Genomic DNA, 14617 nt, shown 5'->3' with positions numbered 1-14617 from the left:
GCGGGTCGGGCCCGACCCGCGCCTCCCGTCCGTCACGGCGTCAGCCGCGTTCTCCGGGTGCTGATCAGCCGACGCGCGGTGCGTCGACGGCCCAGTACCAGTTGTTGTCGCCGTTCGTGAGGGCCCAGGCGACGCGCATGCTCGTCTTCCCCGCCGGGACGGCCACGCGTACGGTCTGGATCGCCGCGGTCGAGTCGCCGGCCAGGGTCGATGCCGTGGTCCAGGTCGCGCCGTCGTCGAAGCTGACCAGGACCGACGCCGTCTCGTTTCCCTCCTTCCGGTAGTGGGACCCGAAGGTGATCGTCGCGGTGGACCCGGCGGTGACCGTGTAGGGCGCCGAGACGAGTCGGCTGTTGAAGAGGCCGGTGTGGGTCTTGTCCGACCACTCGTCGGAGTCGGCCACGGCGAAGACCCCGCGGGCGCGCACGTTGGTCTCGCGTCCCTGGCCCGGATCCGTCCTGGTCCAGAAGTCGTCGTCCGTCAGGGACCAGCCGCGCCACTCGGTGACGCCCCCGGTCCCCATGCCGGTGTTGTCGATGCTCCAGCCGGACGGGACGGCGTGCGTCCAGCCCTTCGTGGCGGCCGGGATCGCGGTCTCGTCGACGGCGGAACCGAGGGATCCCACCATGCTGTCGAACGGGTCGGTCGAGGCGGTCGCGAGCGGACGGCCGTCGAGTGCCGCGGGGATCGGGATGCCGAACGTGCTGAGGACGTCCGCTGCGATGTCGACGTTCTTCGGCTTGATCGTCGGGGTCGTCTTCGTGATCCCGGGGCCGGTCTTGATGATGAAGGACGATCGCTCGGGCGGTGTGTTGCCACCGTGCCCACCCGCATCGGTGTGGCCGTGGTCCGCGGTGACGATGATCGACCACTGCTCCGACGTCGGGCGCTTCGCGACGGCCTGCCGGATCTTCCCGACGTACCCGTCGATCTCCGCCACGGCGGCGAGGTACTCGCTCGATGCCGCGCCGTCCGCGTGGCCGGCCTCGTCGACGTCGTCGAAGTGGACGAACGAGGCGTTCGGCGCGGCGGTCTTCCCGAGCTGCCCGAGGACGTTGGCAGCGGTGTCGCTGTCGCCCGTCGAGACGTACCGGGTGTCGACGGCGCTCGTGATCAGCGGGGACCCGGCTGACCCGTCGATGATCGGTGCCCAGGTCGCTGCCGCGTAGGTCGAGAGCGCGGGGTTCGCCGCCTCGACGCGGCTGAGGAAGTCGGGGTACTGGGTGATGTTGCTCGACGTCCCCCACGAGTTGCTCAGGACCCGGTGCTTGTCCGGCCAGACGCCGGTCAGGTTCGTCGCCCATCCCGGGCCGGAGAGCGTCTGCGACATCGGTGCGGCGTACAGCCAGGTGGTGCTCGAGTACCCGGACGCGATGAGCGCTTCGAGGTTCGTGGCGTTCGCCGGAGCGATCTTGTCGAAGCGGAGTCCGTCGATGCCGACGACGATGACGTGCTGGTCCGAGGCAGCGGCAGCGGCGGGCATCGCGCCGACACCGAGACCGGCCGCGGCGAGCGCGAGCGTCGACGCCACCGCGACGACCTGCTTCCCGCGCATCACCGGGTCACCAGCTCGGCGCCGAGGAGGAGCTCGGGGAGTGCGCTGACCGAGGCCAGGACGTGGTCGTGCGGTTCCGCCTCGAGCGCCTCGCGCGGTGTCTGGCCGGTGAGGACCCCGACGCTGACCACACCGGCGTTCTCCGCGGCGCGCAGGTCCACGACGGTGTCCCCGGCGGCGAGGACCCGTCGGACGTCCGTGACGCCGGTCCACTCCATCGCACGGTGGATCATGTACGGGGCCGGTCGCCCCGCGGGCACGTCGTCGGTCGTGACGACCGCGTCGAGGTGCGTGTCGACCTGCCAGCCCACACTGTCCAGCAGCAGGTCGACGATGTCCCGGGAGAAGCCGGTCGTCAGGGCGACCTTGACCCCTGCCGCCCGGAGTGTCCGGACGGCGTCGGCGACACCCGGCAGGATGACCGCGGGCTGTTCGGCGTACCGGGACCGGAGGATCGCGCGGAACCGGTCGAACGACTCGGCGACCTGGTGGGTCGTCGGCGTCACCCCGCCGAGACGCAGCAGCGCGTCGATGGCGGTGACCTTGTCGGTCCCCATCCAGGTCTGCAGGTCGTCCGGCGCGACGGTGGCGCCGCGTTCCTCGACGGCGGCACGGAGCGCGTCGTAGACGGTCCCGCCGTCGTCGAGGGTCGTGCCCGCGATGTCGAGGGCGACGAGGTCGATCATGGTGGTCCTTCCGGAGTGCAGGTCGGTGGTGGTCATCAGAGCGTGCCGGTGGCGGTGTTCCAGTCACCGACGTAGGAGTCGAGGTGCTCCGCGATGTCGTCCCAGTCCGGGTGGACGATCTCCACGCCGTGCATGAGTGCGTCGAGCTTCTCCGCTTCGTCGCCGGTGGGGTGGACGTCGGAGCGTGCCGGGAAGCCGCCGGCGACCGTCGTGGCCTGCTCCTGCGCGTCCTCGGTGTAGAGGAAGTCGAGGAGCTTCTTCGCGTTGGCGGTGTGCGGGGCGTCCTTGACGAGTCCGACCGAGTACGGCACCGACATGGTCGTCGGGGTGCCGTCCGCGCCCTCGAGGAAGAAGATGCCGAGGTTCGGCATCGACTTCTGCTGGGCGATGTTCATCTGCACGTCCCCGTTCGCGATCGTCAGCTCGCCCTTGTCGACCTTCGCGGCGAGGGCGCCCGTGGAGTCCGACGGCCCGACGTTGTTGTCCTGCAGCTTCGTGAAGTACTCGGTCGACCGCTCCGCGCCGAGGACCTCCCGGGCGAGCATCAGCATCGCGGTACCGTCACCGGCGACACCGGGCGTGGAGTACTGCAGCTTGCCCTGGTACTCGTCGCCGAGCAGGTCGTCCCAGGTCTTCGGCGCATCGGGGACGTCCTCCGTGTTGCGGATGAAGCCGATGTAGTTGTTCACCAGGGCCTCGTAGGTGCCGTCGGCCGCCTTGTCCGCCGCGGGGACGGCGTCGATGCCCTCGGGGGCGTACTTCGCGAGCAGCCCGTCCTCGGATGCCGTCTGGATGAACGGCGGCAGGGTGACGAGCAGGTCGGCCTGGGTGTTCGACGACTCCTGCTTGACGCGCTGGAGGACCTCTCCGGAGCCGGCCTCGACGACCTGGACGTCGATGCCGGTCTCCTTCTCGAAGGCGGCGAACACGGTCTGGTAGTAGGAGTCGTCGCCGTCGTTGAGGCCGTCAGCGGTGTAGACGGTGACGGTCTTGGCGGCAGGGTCGGCCTTCGCGGCGGAGCTGCCGGCGGAGCACCCCGACAGGGCGGCGACGGTGGCGCCGGTGAGAGCCAGGGCGGTGACGGTGCGGAACAGGGTCCAGCGGGGCGTGGTCATGGTGTCCGATCGGGTCGATGAGCGGGGTGGGGTCAGGCGCGGACGCGGCCGGCGAGGACGCGTTGCAGGACGAGCAGGACGAGCAGCGTGATGCCCATGAGGACCACCGCGAGGGCGGCTCCCTCGTAGAGGCGGATGCCGCGTGAGGTGAACGAGAAGATCTGCAGGGGCAGGGTCCGCCAGGTCGGCGGGGCGACCATCATCGACGCGGTCAGCTCCCCCATCGACATCGCGACGCAGAGCGCGGCGGCTCCGGCGAGCGCCGGTCGGAGTTCGGGCAGGGTCACGGTGCGCAGGATGCGCAGCGGGGACGCCCCCAGCGCGGCGGCGGCCTCTTCGACGGCGGGGGTGAGTCGCGCGACCCCGGCGGTGATCGGCTGGTAGGCGAGCGAGACCACGAGCACGGTGTGCGCGATGAGGACGATCCAGACGGTGCCGTTGAGCGGGAGTGGGCCCGAGGAGAACGCGATGAGGACCGCGAGGCCGACCGCGACGGAGGGGATCGCCACCGGGAGCAGGAACAGGGTGTCGAGCACGCGGCCGAGGCGTGGGGCGTTCCGTGCGGCGAGCGCCGCGGTGGTCGCGACGACGAGTGCGACTGCCGTCGACACCACCGCCGAGACGATCGACGCGGTGATGGTCGCGACCGTGGCCGACTCCGTGGACACCGTCGCGAAGTTGCCCGTCGTGGCACCGGACGGCAGGGCTCCCGACCACGAGGTCGAGAAGGCGCCGACGAGCAGGACGCCGAAGGGCAGGACGAAGAGCGCGACGATCACCAGCGCGGTGACCAGGTGGACGACGAAGCGTCCGGAACGGGACCTAACGAGCACGGTTTCCTCCCAGCGCTCTGGCGGTGATCTGTCGGTACAGCAGGTACAGGCCGAGCGAGAGCACGATGTTGACCAGTGCGGCGATGGCGGCGACCTGGTAGTTGCCCCGACTGATCGCCTGGCTGTAGACGAGGGTCGGCAGGGTCGTCACGTCCTTGGCTCCGGCGAAGAGGACGATCCCGAACTCGTTCATGGTGCGCATCAGCACGAGTGCGCCGCCGGCGAGCAGTGCCGGCGCGATCTCCGGCAGGATCAGCGTCCGGACGATGCGCGCGGGTCCGGCGCCGAGCGACTCGGCGACCTCGACCTGGCTGCGGTCCATCACCTCGAGCGCGGAGAGGACCGGGCGGACGACGAACGGGGTGAAGTAGGTGACCTCGGCGAGGATGACACCCCACTGCGTGTCGAGCAGGTGGATCGGTGGCGCAGTCCCTCCGGACGCCGTGCTCAACGCACCGTTGACGATGCCGACGTTCCCCCAGATGAAGACGAGCGCGAGGGTGATCAGGAACGACGGGAACGAGAGGTAGACGTTCAGCGCCGCGATCACGACGCGGGCTCCCCGGAACGGCACGTACGCGATCACGATCGCCAGGAACGTCCCGACGACGATGCAGCCCACCGTCGCGATGGCGGCGACCCGGACGGTGGTGGCGATCGTGTCGAGGAACACCGGGTTGCCGAACAGGACGCGCCACTCGGCGCCGGAGAACCGGCCGCTCCCGTCCTCGACGGCGTTGCTGATCAGGAGCACCACCGGGTACACGACGAGGATCGCCATGACCGCGACCGGCAGCGCACCGACGAGCCACGCGGTGGGCACCCGGCGCGGGCCGCCACCGGTCGGTCCGGTCGTCGGCCCGACCTTCCCGTGGGGCTCGGTGGTGAGCGTCACGAGATCATCCCGGCGGGCTGGGCGGCGACGTCCACGCGGAGCGCCGGACGTGCCGTGCTGCCTCCCGCGATGGACGGGGCACCGGCTGCCGCGCCCCCGAGGATCGTGACGTCGATCGGCTCGAAGCCGACGCCGATCGTCTGCCCGATCGTCGGGAGGTCCCGGAGCTCGAGCGTCTCGACCGAGAACGGCTCACCGTGGACGGTGCCGGAGATGAGGTGCGTGGCACCACGCCACTGGATGTCGTCCACCTCGAGCGGCAGCACGTTCGTGGCGCCCTCCGTCGCCGTCAGGACACGCACACGGTGTGGACGGACCGACACGGACACGGCCGTTCCCCGCTCGGCACCGGCCGGGACGGTCAGCACCTGTCCGGGCGCGGCCGTCATGGCCGCTTCCCCCGGGCGCAGTGCGGTGCACGGCAGGACGTTCGAGGCACCGAGGAACCGCGCGGTGAACTCGGCCTCCGGACGCCGGTACAGCTCCGCTGCCGTCCCGAACTCGACGAGACGCGAGTCCGCCATCACGGCGATCCGGTCCGCGAGCGTGAGCGCCTCGTTCTGCCCGTGCGTCACGTAGAGCATCGTGACGTCGGGGAGCTCCCGGTGCAGCCGCGCGAGCTCGGCCATCATCCCCTGTCGCAGCTGCTGGTCGAGGGCGGAGAGGGGTTCGTCGAAGAGCAGGACCTCCGGCCGCGGCGCGAGGGCACGGGCGATCGCGACCCGCTGCTGCTGCCCGCCGGAGAGGGTGCGCGGTAGCCGATCGGCGAACGCGGCCATCCCGACCATCTCGAGCGCCTCCGCGACCCGCGGCCGGACGTCCCGACGCGGGATGCCCTTCGCCCGGAGCCCGTACCCGACGTTGTCGGCGATGCTCATGTGCGGGAACAGCGCGTAGCTCTGCACGACCATCCCGAGTCCGCGCCGACGCGGTGGGAGCCCGGTGACGTCCTTCCCGCCGAGGTGGATGCTGCCGCGGGTCGGTGCGACGAACCCGGCGACGGCACGGAGCGCCGTCGTCTTCCCCGCACCGGAGGGGCCGAGCAGGGCGACGACCTCGCCGCGGCCCGCGGTCAGGGTGAAGTCGTCGAGGATGACCGCGCCGCCGTTGCCGGCGACCGTGACGTTCCGGAACTCGATCCCGGGGGTGGTGCTGGTGTCCATGGGAACTCCTGGGAGGTGGATGTCGCTCAGACGGCGACGGCGGTCGAGGACTCGGGGACGGACGTGGCGGTGCCGCGCGGTGCGAGGACGCTCGGTGCGATCCCGAGGCCGGTGGTCATGCCGATGCCGGTGGTGACCGTGACGACGTGGACCCCGGGGAGCGGCTCCTCGATGAGGAACTCCCGACCGGGCGCCGAGGCGTAGACGCCCTGCCACCGCTCACGCACCCGGATCCGCTCGACCCCGAAGAGCCGCTCGGTCTCGGCGATGACCAGCTCGAAGCCCGCCTCGTCCTGGAACGGCGGAGCGTCGACGTCACGCACGTGCGTGTCACCGATGATGAGCGAACCGTCGAACGGCGACGTGTACATCTGGTTCAGGTCCCAGGCGACGCCGGCGGGCAGGGACGCGCGCAGTGATTCGCGGAGCGCACCGGCACTCGGCATCGCCGCGAACCCGCTGTAGCGCAGCAGCGACCACCCGGTGAACAGCGGGACGGTCAACGGGAAGCGCAGATCGACGTCGGCGCGGAGCATGTGCAGGCGGCAGCGCACCACGTCGGCCTGTTCGGCCAGGCGCGGGAACAGCCGGTCGACGTCGTGGTTCGTGCACACGACGATGCGATCGGCCTCGAACGTGCCACGGGAGGTCGTCACCCGACCGGACTCCACCGTGAGTGCGGTCGTGCGCCACGAGAACCGGACCCCCTGCGATGCGAGCCACGTGGCGATCGCCGGTGCCGCCTCCCGTGGGTCCACCTGCAGGTCGAGCGGCAGGAACGCTCCCCCGACCACGGGATCCGGGTCGACCGGGACACGGTCGACGACCGCCCGGGCGTCCAGCCGCTCCGTGTCCGGATCGCTCGCCGCGTACTCCTCGACGACGGCGAGCTCCGCCGCCGTCCGCGCGACCACGACCGTGCCCGACTCACGTGCCGTGAAGCCTGCCGCGCCGGCGAGGTCCAACCACCGCCGCCGGGCCTCGGTGGCGTAGCCGCGGGCCTCCCCCGTCTGCGGCGTGATGCACGCGTGCCCGAAGTTCCGGACGCTCGCGCCGTGCACCGCACCGCCGGCGCGGTCCACGACCACGACGCTCAGGCCCTGCAGCAGGGCTTCGTAGGCGTGGGCGAGGCCGACGATGCCGGCACCGATCACGACGACGTCGAACGCGGGTGCGGTGGTGGAGGAGGTCGGGGTCATGTGGACACCGTGACACGGATGGCGACCACGTAGGTAGACAAGCACCGAGTTTTCACGCGTACGTAACGTTGCGTCGTCCGATGTTCACACGATTCCCGCAGATGGACAGGTCGAGCCCCTCGTTTCGCGCATGACATGGGTAGTAAGGTGCCTACGTGGCCGATGTCCTGTACAAGCTGATCGCAGATGCACTCCGTGACGAGATCATCAACGGGTCACTCGCGCCCGGTGACGACGTCCCGACCGAAGCCGAGCTGGGCGCGCGCTGGAACGCCTCGCGGGGGCCGATCCGCAACGCCCTCGCCGTGCTGCGCAGCGAAGGGCTCATCGAGACGACCAGGGGTCGCCCGAGCCGGGTCGTGTCGCGGAAGACCAGCCAGCCCGTCGACGTGTACGTCCCGTTCACGAGATGGGCGAAGGGGTTCGGCAGGACCCCGGGAGCACACACCGAGCAGGTCTCCCTCAAGCGCGCGGACGAGGCAGCCGCCCGCGCGCTGCGCATCGAGCCGGGCTCCCTGGTGGTGCAGCTCATCCGCCTGCGCCTGCTCGACCGCGTCCCGACGATGCTCGAACGGACCACGTTCACCGAGACCGTCGGCCGGCTGCTGTTCCAGGCCGACCTCGACGGCGGCTCCATCACGGAGTACCTCGCCACGCACGGCCACGTGTTCAGTGGCGTGCACCACGAGATCGACGCGGTCGCGGCCGACGAGCTCGACACCCGGCTGCTGGGTGTGCAGCCCGGGTCACCCCTGCTCCGACTCCAGCGCACCTCGGAGGACGAGCACGGCGTGCCGTTCGAGTTCTCCGACGACCGGTACCGGCCGGACGTGGTCCGGTTCACGATCGACGCGACGGGCCGTCAGCGCAACGGTGAGCACCTGATCCAACCGAAGGCGACGGACGCCGGCGTCGGCGCCTGACGGACGGGAGGCGCGGTGCGGGCCCGACCCGCGCCTCCCGTCCGTCACGGTGTCAGGCGGCGATCCGCCGGCTGCGGTCGCTCCCCCGGAACGTCGCCCACACCACGGCCAGCGCCGCGACACCGATCACCCACTCCAGGACGCCGACGACGCTCGTCATCGGCGACACCTCGCCGTGCTGCGCCGAGAAGGCGGAGAAGTCCCACAGCGCGTGCAGCACCATCGGCCAGACCAGGCTGCCGGTCGTCCGCCGGAGCACGTAGAACGCGGTGCCGACGAGGAACGTGTTGACGACCTGGGCGAGCGTCGGGCCGAGGGCCTGCCCAGCGAAGAAGTTGAGCGAGTGCATCGCCGCGAACGCCGCCGTGCTGAGGAACCACACCATCGGCTCGGCGAACCGGCTGCGCAGGGCGGTGAGCAGGATGCCTCGGGTCGTGAGCTCCTCGGTGAACCCGACCAGCAGCAGCGCGATCGACGCCGCGAGGAACGGCCCGTCGAAGGCCGCCCAGTCGGTGATGGTGAGCCCGAGCACGGCCAGGAGCGCCAACGCGATCGGCACGGTGATCGGCCACCGGTGTCGACTCGGGTGCTCGTCGGACAGGGCCGGCCGCCACCAGCCGAGCAGCGTGGTCGTGACGGCCAGCAGGACGGACGCGACGATGAGCGAGAGCCCCGCGCCGAAGAAGAGGTCGTGCCCGTTGCGGCTCAGGTCGGTGTACGGCACCCCACCGAGTCGTTGGACGGTGAAGACGACGACCATGTAGCCGAGCCAGATCGCGAAGCCGATCCAGACCCGGGGGCGGACGCGGAGGTGTGACGGAGTTCCCTGGTGCTCCATGTTTCGAGCATGGCACGGAGACGGACGCGAGGCGCGGGTCGGGCCCGACCCGCGCCTCCAGTCCGTCACGGCGTCAGCCGCGCGGTACCGCTACGCGGCCACCAGGTACTCGTCCCACTCGGACTGCGGACGCTCGATGCCCCGGACCACCCACGAGGAGCCGTGCGGCGCCTTCGGGCGGAAGCGGAGCCGCCACCCCATCTCCTGCGGGGTGCGGTCGCCCTTGGTGTTGTTGCACGCCAGGCAGCAGGCGACGAGGTTCTCCCACGAGTCCTCGCCCCCGCGCGAGCGAGGCTGCACGTGGTCGATCGTGGTGGCGTGTCGATCGCAGTACGCGCACCGGTTGGCGTCCCGGCGGAGGACGCCCCGGCGCGACACCGGCACGAGTCTCGAGTGCGGGATGCGGACGTACCGGGTGAGGATGATGACGGACGGACGGTCGTAGGTCGACGTCGACCCCGTGACCGGGTGGTCGAGGTCGGCGGCGACGATGGCGGCCTTCTGGTTCATGACCAGCACGAGGGCCCGACGGAACGAGATCACCGCGAGGGGCTCGTAACCGGCGTTGAGGACGAGAGTGCGCATGGGTTCCCTTCCGACGTGCCTGGACGGCTTCCAGGCTGTGCGGGTGCGTCGGACCGGGGTACCGCGCAGGTGACCTCCGCTCGCGCGAACGGCCCCTGAACCACGAAGAGCACCACCCGGATGGGCAGTGCTCACGTCATGCAGGGGCGTGCTCGTGCACGCAGGCGGTGGTCGACCATATGTCGACGTGCGCGCGCCGACCCATGGTGCGGGTCGTGCGGAACGCTGACATGGGGTCTCCCTGCTCGGACCGTTCGGGCCGGTGCACGGTCAGGGTACGTCAGAAACCGGCCCGGCACGAGAGTGCACGGGCCGGTTCCGGCGATGTTCACGGGATCGATGCCCGCGGTCTGCGTCAGATGCCGAAGCGGACGATGTGGTAGTCGCTGGTCCAGATCGGGCGGATCGACACGGAGCCACCGGGCTTCGGCGCGTCCATGATCATGCCGTTGCCCATGTAGAAGCCGTCGTGCGCCTCGTTGTTGAAGATGACGACGTCACCCGGCTGCGCCTCGGACTCGGGGATCGTGGTGCCGGCCTGGTCCTGCAGCGGCACGGAGTGCGCGAGGTTGATGCCGTACTGCGCGTACACGAACATGACGTAGCCCGAGCAGTCGAAGCCCGACGGGTCCGCGCCGCCGAAGACGTACGGGGTGCCGATGTACTGCTTGGCGGTGGCGACCACGGCCGGCAGCGAGAACGGAGTGTTCGCGGCGGTCGAGGAGGCGACGTAGTCGGAAGCGCTCGGGCCCGTGTACGACGCGTACTGCGAGGCGGTCTGCGCGCGGGCGGCCTGGGTGGCCGCGGCCTGCTCGGACGCCTGCTTCGCCGCGGCGTCGGCGGCCTTCTGCGCTGCCTCGGCGTCGAGCGTGGACTGCGCCGTCGCGCCGTAGCCGTCGCGGCTCGTGCCGGCGAGGGCGACCGCGTCGGAGACGGAGAAGTTCTGGGCCTCGGTCGTGCGGACCTGGCGCTGCGCGGTCGCGGCGTCCGTCCCGGTCGACTGCTGCGTCGCGGCGAACGCCGGGGCGACCGCGACGGTGCCGAACATGCCCGCGGCCACGGTCAGGACGACCGGCGCGAGGAAGCGGCGCTTGCGGGCCGACGAGCTCGCCTTGGTGGAGGCGGCGGTACGCGCGGCCTGGGCGGCACGACGGCCGCCGGGGAGCGGAGCGTCGCGCACCGGGGTGACGGCGCGGGCTGCTCGGCGCGAGAGGGGGGCGTCGGTGGCGTTCGCGGTGTTCGTCGGGTTCGCGGGCGTCTGGTCGTCCGCGGCGGAACCGGTCTGCGTCAAGGGTGTCTCCGGCGTCTCGTCACCACTGCCAGCGGGGGTGATCGCCGACCGTGCAACCCCATCCGTTCGTCATCGTTTCCGATCGAGACAGGAGACGGGTTCGAGACGTCCTGTCACGGGTCCTGGGCCTCGTGGGTGGCCGGCGGACTCGTCGAGTGTACGTGCCGACCGTTACCTTGTCGAGATGAAACCGCCGCTTTGTAACGAATCGGTAAAGAAGCCCTGATCAGGCCACAGAAACGCGCCCCGCCCCAGTTTCGGGGGCAGACGGGTCAGGAGCGCTCGATGTAGACGTGCTGCGCGACCTCGGTCGGGAGCTCGATGCCCGCGTCCTCGCCGTCGACACGCACGGCGACGTAGGCCCCTGCGCGCTGCACGCTCGCGACCCGGCCGGGCATGACACCGGCGGACCGCAGCTGGTGGAGGAGCTCCGGTTCGAACTGCACGGGCTCGCCCAGGCGGCGGATGACCCCGGTCGCGACGGCGTCGGTGCCCTCGGTCGCGGCGACGATGTTCTGCACGCCGTCGAGGAAGCCGGGTGCGGCCGGGCCGCCGATCTCGGCGAGTCCCGGGATCGGGTTGCCGTACGGCGACTCGGTCGGGTTGCCGAGCATCTCGAGCAAGCGGACCTCGACCTGCTCGCTCATCACGTGCTCCCAGCGGCATGCCTCGTCGTGGACGAACGCCCAGTCGAGACCGATGACGTCGGAGAGCAGGCGCTCGGCGAGCCGGTGCTTGCGCATCACGTGCGTCGCGCGCGAGCGTCCTTCGTCGGTGAGTTCGAGGTGCCGGTCGCCCGAGACGACGACGAGTCCGTCGCGCTCCATGCGGGCGATGGTCTGCGAGACGGTGGGGCCCGAGTGACCGAGGCGCTCCGAGATGCGTGCGCGCAGCGGCACGATCGCCTCTTCCTCGAGGTCGAGGATGGTGCGAAGGTACATCTCCGTGGTGTCGACGAGATCGGTCACGGTCCGCCTCTCATGTCTGGGCCCAGCGCGCCCCACCCTACTTGTTCGAGGCGACATGGAATGACCAACACTTGCAAGGTGCAAGAAAGTCCGTGCGCGATGCGGCCAGGAGGCGCGGCGTCGGCCCGCCCCGTCCGGCCGGTACACGGTCACTCGCGCTGGGATACCGCTCGTTAGGATCGGTGCATGGCAGACATCGTCATCCCCGCCGAACTCCTCCCGACCGATGGCCGATTCGGCTGCGGACCGTCCAAGATCCGTGGCGCGCAGCTCGAGTCCCTCGTGACCCGCGGCGCGACGATCCTCGGCACGTCCCACCGCCAGAAGCCCGTCAAGGACCTCGTGGGCAGCGTCCGCGCCGGCCTCGGCGACCTGTTCGACCTCCCAGAGGGCTACGAGGTCGTCCTCGGCAACGGCGGCTCGACCGCGTTCTGGGACGCCGCCGCGTTCGGGCTCATCGAGCGCCGGGCCGAGAACCTGTCCTTCGGCGAGTTCGGCTCGAAGTTCGCCAAGGCCGCCGGCGCCCCCTGGCTCGAGGCGCCGCACGTGGTCGAGGCCCCCGGCGGATCCCTCGCCCCGCTCGAGATCGTCGAGGGCGTGGACGTCTACGCCTACCCGCACAACGAGACCTCGACGGGTGTCATGGCGCCGGTCGTCCGCGCCGCCGGGGACGCCGGCGCCCTCACCGTCGTCGACGCCACGAGCGCCGCCGGTGGTGCCGCGTTCGACGTCAGCGCCACGGACGTCTACTACTTCGCCCCGCAGAAGAACTTCGCCTCGGACGGTGGCCTCTGGCTCGCGCTGTTCTCCCCCGCGGCGATCGAGCGTGTCGAGCGCATCGCCGCGAGCGGCCGGTACATCCCCGAGTTCCTCTCGCTCAAGAACGCCGTCGACAACTCGCGGCTGAACCAGACGCTGAACACCCCGGCGCTCGCGACCCTGATCCTCCTCGACGACCAGGTCCGCTGGATCAACGAGTCCGGCGGGCTCGCCTGGGCCGACACCCGCACGAAGACCTCGTCGTCGACGCTCTACGACTGGGCGGAGTCGGTCGACTACGCGACGCCGTTCGTGACCGACCCCGCAGCCCGGTCGCAGGTCGTCGCCACGATCGACCTCGACGACTCGATCGACGCCAAGGCCGTCGCCGCGACGCTGCGCCAGAACGGGATCGTCGACACGGAGCCGTACCGGAAGCTCGGCCGCAACCAGCTCCGCATCGCGACCTTCACGGCGATCGACCCGGACGACGTCGCGAAGCTCGTGCAGGCGATCGACTTCACGGTGAACGCCCTGCGCTGACGCGGTCGGTCCGCACGACAGGAGGCGCGGTGCCAGCTGGCACCGCGCCTCCTGTCCGTCCGGGGACCGGTCGGTCGCCCGTCAGGCGCGGTGGTGCTCCGGGTCGACCTCGCCGGCGTCCAGCCGGTCGACCTCGAGGTCGGCGTCCGGGTCGACCGGGCGCACCCGCTGGGTGCGACGGCGGCCGCGGGCCGGCTCGGCCGGTGCGTCCTGCTGGCCGGCGCCGTCGGTGTCCGCGTCGTCGGTGTCGTCGTCGGAGTCGTCGGTGTCGTCCTCGGACCCGTCCAGCTCGTCGACGTCCACACCGTCGATGTCGTCGTCGTCCGGCTCGTCGAGGTCGTCCTCGTCGGCGTCGAAGTCGTCCTCGTCGTCCGCTTCGTCGTCGTCGGACTCGTCGTCGTCCGAGTCGTCGTAGTCGGCGTCCTCGTCTGCGTCGTCCTCGTCGCCGTCGAAGTCCTCGTCGTCCTCGTCGGACTCGTCGTCGTGCTCGCCCTCGGCACCGTCGGCGTCCTGGCCGGCCCGGTACTCGGCGAGCCGCTCGGACCACGGCACCCAGTCGGGCGCCAGCAGCGAGCCGTCACCGGGCATGAGCTCGACCTCGAGCACGGTCGGCTCGTCGCCGGACACCTGGGCGATCGACACGGTCCAGCGCCAGCCGGGGTACCCGGCCATGCGGTTGGCGAACAGCACCGAGACGACACCGTCACCCTCGTCGACGGTGCCGGCGAACGCGCCGACGGTCGACTCGGGGGTCACCTCGAGCAGCGCCGTGCGGGCGAGCGCGGTGAGGTCCTCGGAAGGGGCAGGAGCAACAGGGGAGGTATCGGTCATCACGCGTCCAACTGGTCAGCGACGTGCCGCAGGATCGCAGCGATTCGGGTGCCGTTCTTCGGGTACCGGCCGTGCCGGAAGTCCCCGCTGATCCGGTCGAGCTCCTTCACGAGGTCCTCGACGATCACGGCCATGTCGTCCGCCGATCGTCGCGACATCTTCGCGAGGGACGGCTGCGGGTCGAGGAGCCGCACGGACAGCGCCTGCGACCCCTTCTTCCCCTGGACGACGCCGTACTCGAGCCGCGAACCGGCCTTCACCGACGTGACGCCGTCGGGGAGCGAGGACGCGTGCAGGAAGACGGGTTCGCCGTCGTCGCCGGTGATGAACCCGAACCCCTTCTGGTCGTCGTAGAACTTGACCTTGCCGGTGGGCATTCGTCGGTCTCCTCGTGATCGTGGAACGGCCGTGGTGCGTCGGATATCCTGGGTCG

Annotated in this window: 15 protein-coding genes; 2 read left to right on the top strand and 13 right to left on the bottom strand. The window is 70.8% G+C overall.

Features of this window, described 5'->3' with window-relative positions; all coding sequences use genetic code 11:
* Positions 1–64: 64 nt before the first annotated feature.
* Genes BIV03_RS05135 through BIV03_RS05105 form a run of 7 tightly spaced genes read right to left on the bottom strand, consistent with a single transcriptional unit; the run spans position 65 to position 7446 of the window.
* Positions 65–1555 carry an alkaline phosphatase family protein gene (locus tag BIV03_RS05135; protein WP_071294906.1) on the bottom strand — a complete coding sequence of 497 codons (1491 nt, stop codon included), beginning with the start codon at positions 1553–1555 and terminating at the stop codon, positions 65–67.
* Entirely contained in the window at positions 1555–2277 is a 723-nt protein-coding gene (locus tag BIV03_RS05130; protein WP_254790737.1) for a phosphonatase-like hydrolase, read from the bottom strand. The genes BIV03_RS05135 and BIV03_RS05130 overlap by 1 nt, the downstream gene beginning before the upstream one ends.
* Positions 2277–3356, bottom strand: coding sequence for a 2-aminoethylphosphonate ABC transporter substrate-binding protein (locus tag BIV03_RS05125; protein WP_071294905.1), 1080 nt, complete (start codon positions 3354–3356; stop codon positions 2277–2279). Before BIV03_RS05125 ends, BIV03_RS05130 begins: the two co-directional genes overlap by 1 nt.
* A gap of 32 nt (positions 3357–3388) precedes the next feature.
* A complete protein-coding gene (locus tag BIV03_RS05120) occupies positions 3389–4189 on the bottom strand; it encodes an ABC transporter permease (protein WP_071294904.1) in 801 nt (266 codons plus the stop codon).
* Positions 4179–5084 carry a 2-aminoethylphosphonate ABC transporter permease subunit gene (locus BIV03_RS05115; RefSeq protein ID WP_071294903.1) on the bottom strand — a complete coding sequence of 302 codons (906 nt, stop codon included), beginning with the start codon at positions 5082–5084 and terminating at the stop codon, positions 4179–4181. Before BIV03_RS05115 ends, BIV03_RS05120 begins: the two co-directional genes overlap by 11 nt.
* The gene (locus BIV03_RS05110; RefSeq protein WP_071294902.1) at positions 5081–6247 is read right to left on the bottom strand and encodes an ABC transporter ATP-binding protein; all 1167 of its coding nucleotides are present in this window, start codon (positions 6245–6247) and stop codon (positions 5081–5083) included. The genes BIV03_RS05115 and BIV03_RS05110 overlap by 4 nt, the downstream gene beginning before the upstream one ends.
* A gap of 26 nt (positions 6248–6273) precedes the next feature.
* Complete coding sequence (locus BIV03_RS05105) at positions 6274–7446, bottom strand: TIGR03364 family FAD-dependent oxidoreductase (protein ID WP_071294901.1); 1173 nt, start codon at positions 7444–7446, stop codon at positions 6274–6276.
* Between the two features lie 155 nt (positions 7447–7601).
* Between BIV03_RS05105 and BIV03_RS05100 the strand changes: the two genes are divergently transcribed.
* Positions 7602–8369, top strand: a complete 768-nt coding sequence (locus BIV03_RS05100) for a GntR family transcriptional regulator (RefSeq protein ID WP_229085683.1) — start codon at positions 7602–7604, stop codon at positions 8367–8369.
* A 52-nt stretch (positions 8370–8421) separates the two neighbouring features.
* Here BIV03_RS05100 and BIV03_RS05095 read toward each other — a convergent pair whose 3' ends face one another.
* From BIV03_RS05095 to BIV03_RS05080, 4 genes are all read right to left on the bottom strand, one after another.
* On the bottom strand, positions 8422–9207 hold the full coding sequence (locus BIV03_RS05095; RefSeq protein WP_071294900.1) for a CPBP family intramembrane glutamic endopeptidase: 786 nt from the start codon (positions 9205–9207) through the stop codon (positions 8422–8424).
* 90 nt (positions 9208–9297) lie between these two features.
* Entirely contained in the window at positions 9298–9792 is a 495-nt protein-coding gene (locus BIV03_RS05090) for an HNH endonuclease (RefSeq protein WP_070417828.1), read from the bottom strand.
* Between the two features lie 355 nt (positions 9793–10147).
* Positions 10148–11083 carry a C40 family peptidase gene (locus BIV03_RS20220; RefSeq protein ID WP_071294899.1) on the bottom strand — a complete coding sequence of 312 codons (936 nt, stop codon included), beginning with the start codon at positions 11081–11083 and terminating at the stop codon, positions 10148–10150.
* A gap of 272 nt (positions 11084–11355) precedes the next feature.
* Entirely contained in the window at positions 11356–12051 is a 696-nt protein-coding gene (locus BIV03_RS05080; RefSeq protein WP_022906596.1) for a metal-dependent transcriptional regulator, read from the bottom strand.
* Between the two features lie 186 nt (positions 12052–12237).
* Between BIV03_RS05080 and serC the strand changes: the two genes are divergently transcribed.
* Positions 12238–13353 (top strand): phosphoserine transaminase, encoded by a 1116-nt coding sequence (serC, locus tag BIV03_RS05075; protein ID WP_071294898.1) that lies wholly within the window; start codon positions 12238–12240, stop codon positions 13351–13353.
* A gap of 81 nt (positions 13354–13434) precedes the next feature.
* On the opposite strand, the gene BIV03_RS05070 is transcribed toward serC, so the two are convergent.
* Both BIV03_RS05070 and BIV03_RS05065 read right to left on the bottom strand, forming a co-directional pair.
* The gene (locus tag BIV03_RS05070) at positions 13435–14184 is read right to left on the bottom strand and encodes a DUF3027 domain-containing protein (RefSeq protein WP_083403210.1); all 750 of its coding nucleotides are present in this window, start codon (positions 14182–14184) and stop codon (positions 13435–13437) included.
* Positions 14184–14561 (bottom strand): cold-shock protein, encoded by a 378-nt coding sequence (locus BIV03_RS05065; RefSeq protein ID WP_022906598.1) that lies wholly within the window; start codon positions 14559–14561, stop codon positions 14184–14186. The genes BIV03_RS05070 and BIV03_RS05065 overlap by 1 nt, the downstream gene beginning before the upstream one ends.
* Positions 14562–14617 lie beyond the last annotated feature (56 nt).

This window comes from Curtobacterium sp. MCBA15_016 (assembly GCF_001865105.1).
In the GTDB taxonomy this organism is placed as follows: domain Bacteria; phylum Actinomycetota; class Actinomycetes; order Actinomycetales; family Microbacteriaceae; genus Curtobacterium.
The sequence above is the reverse complement of the archived record's forward strand: the minus strand, read 5'-3'. Positions and strand labels throughout refer to the sequence as shown.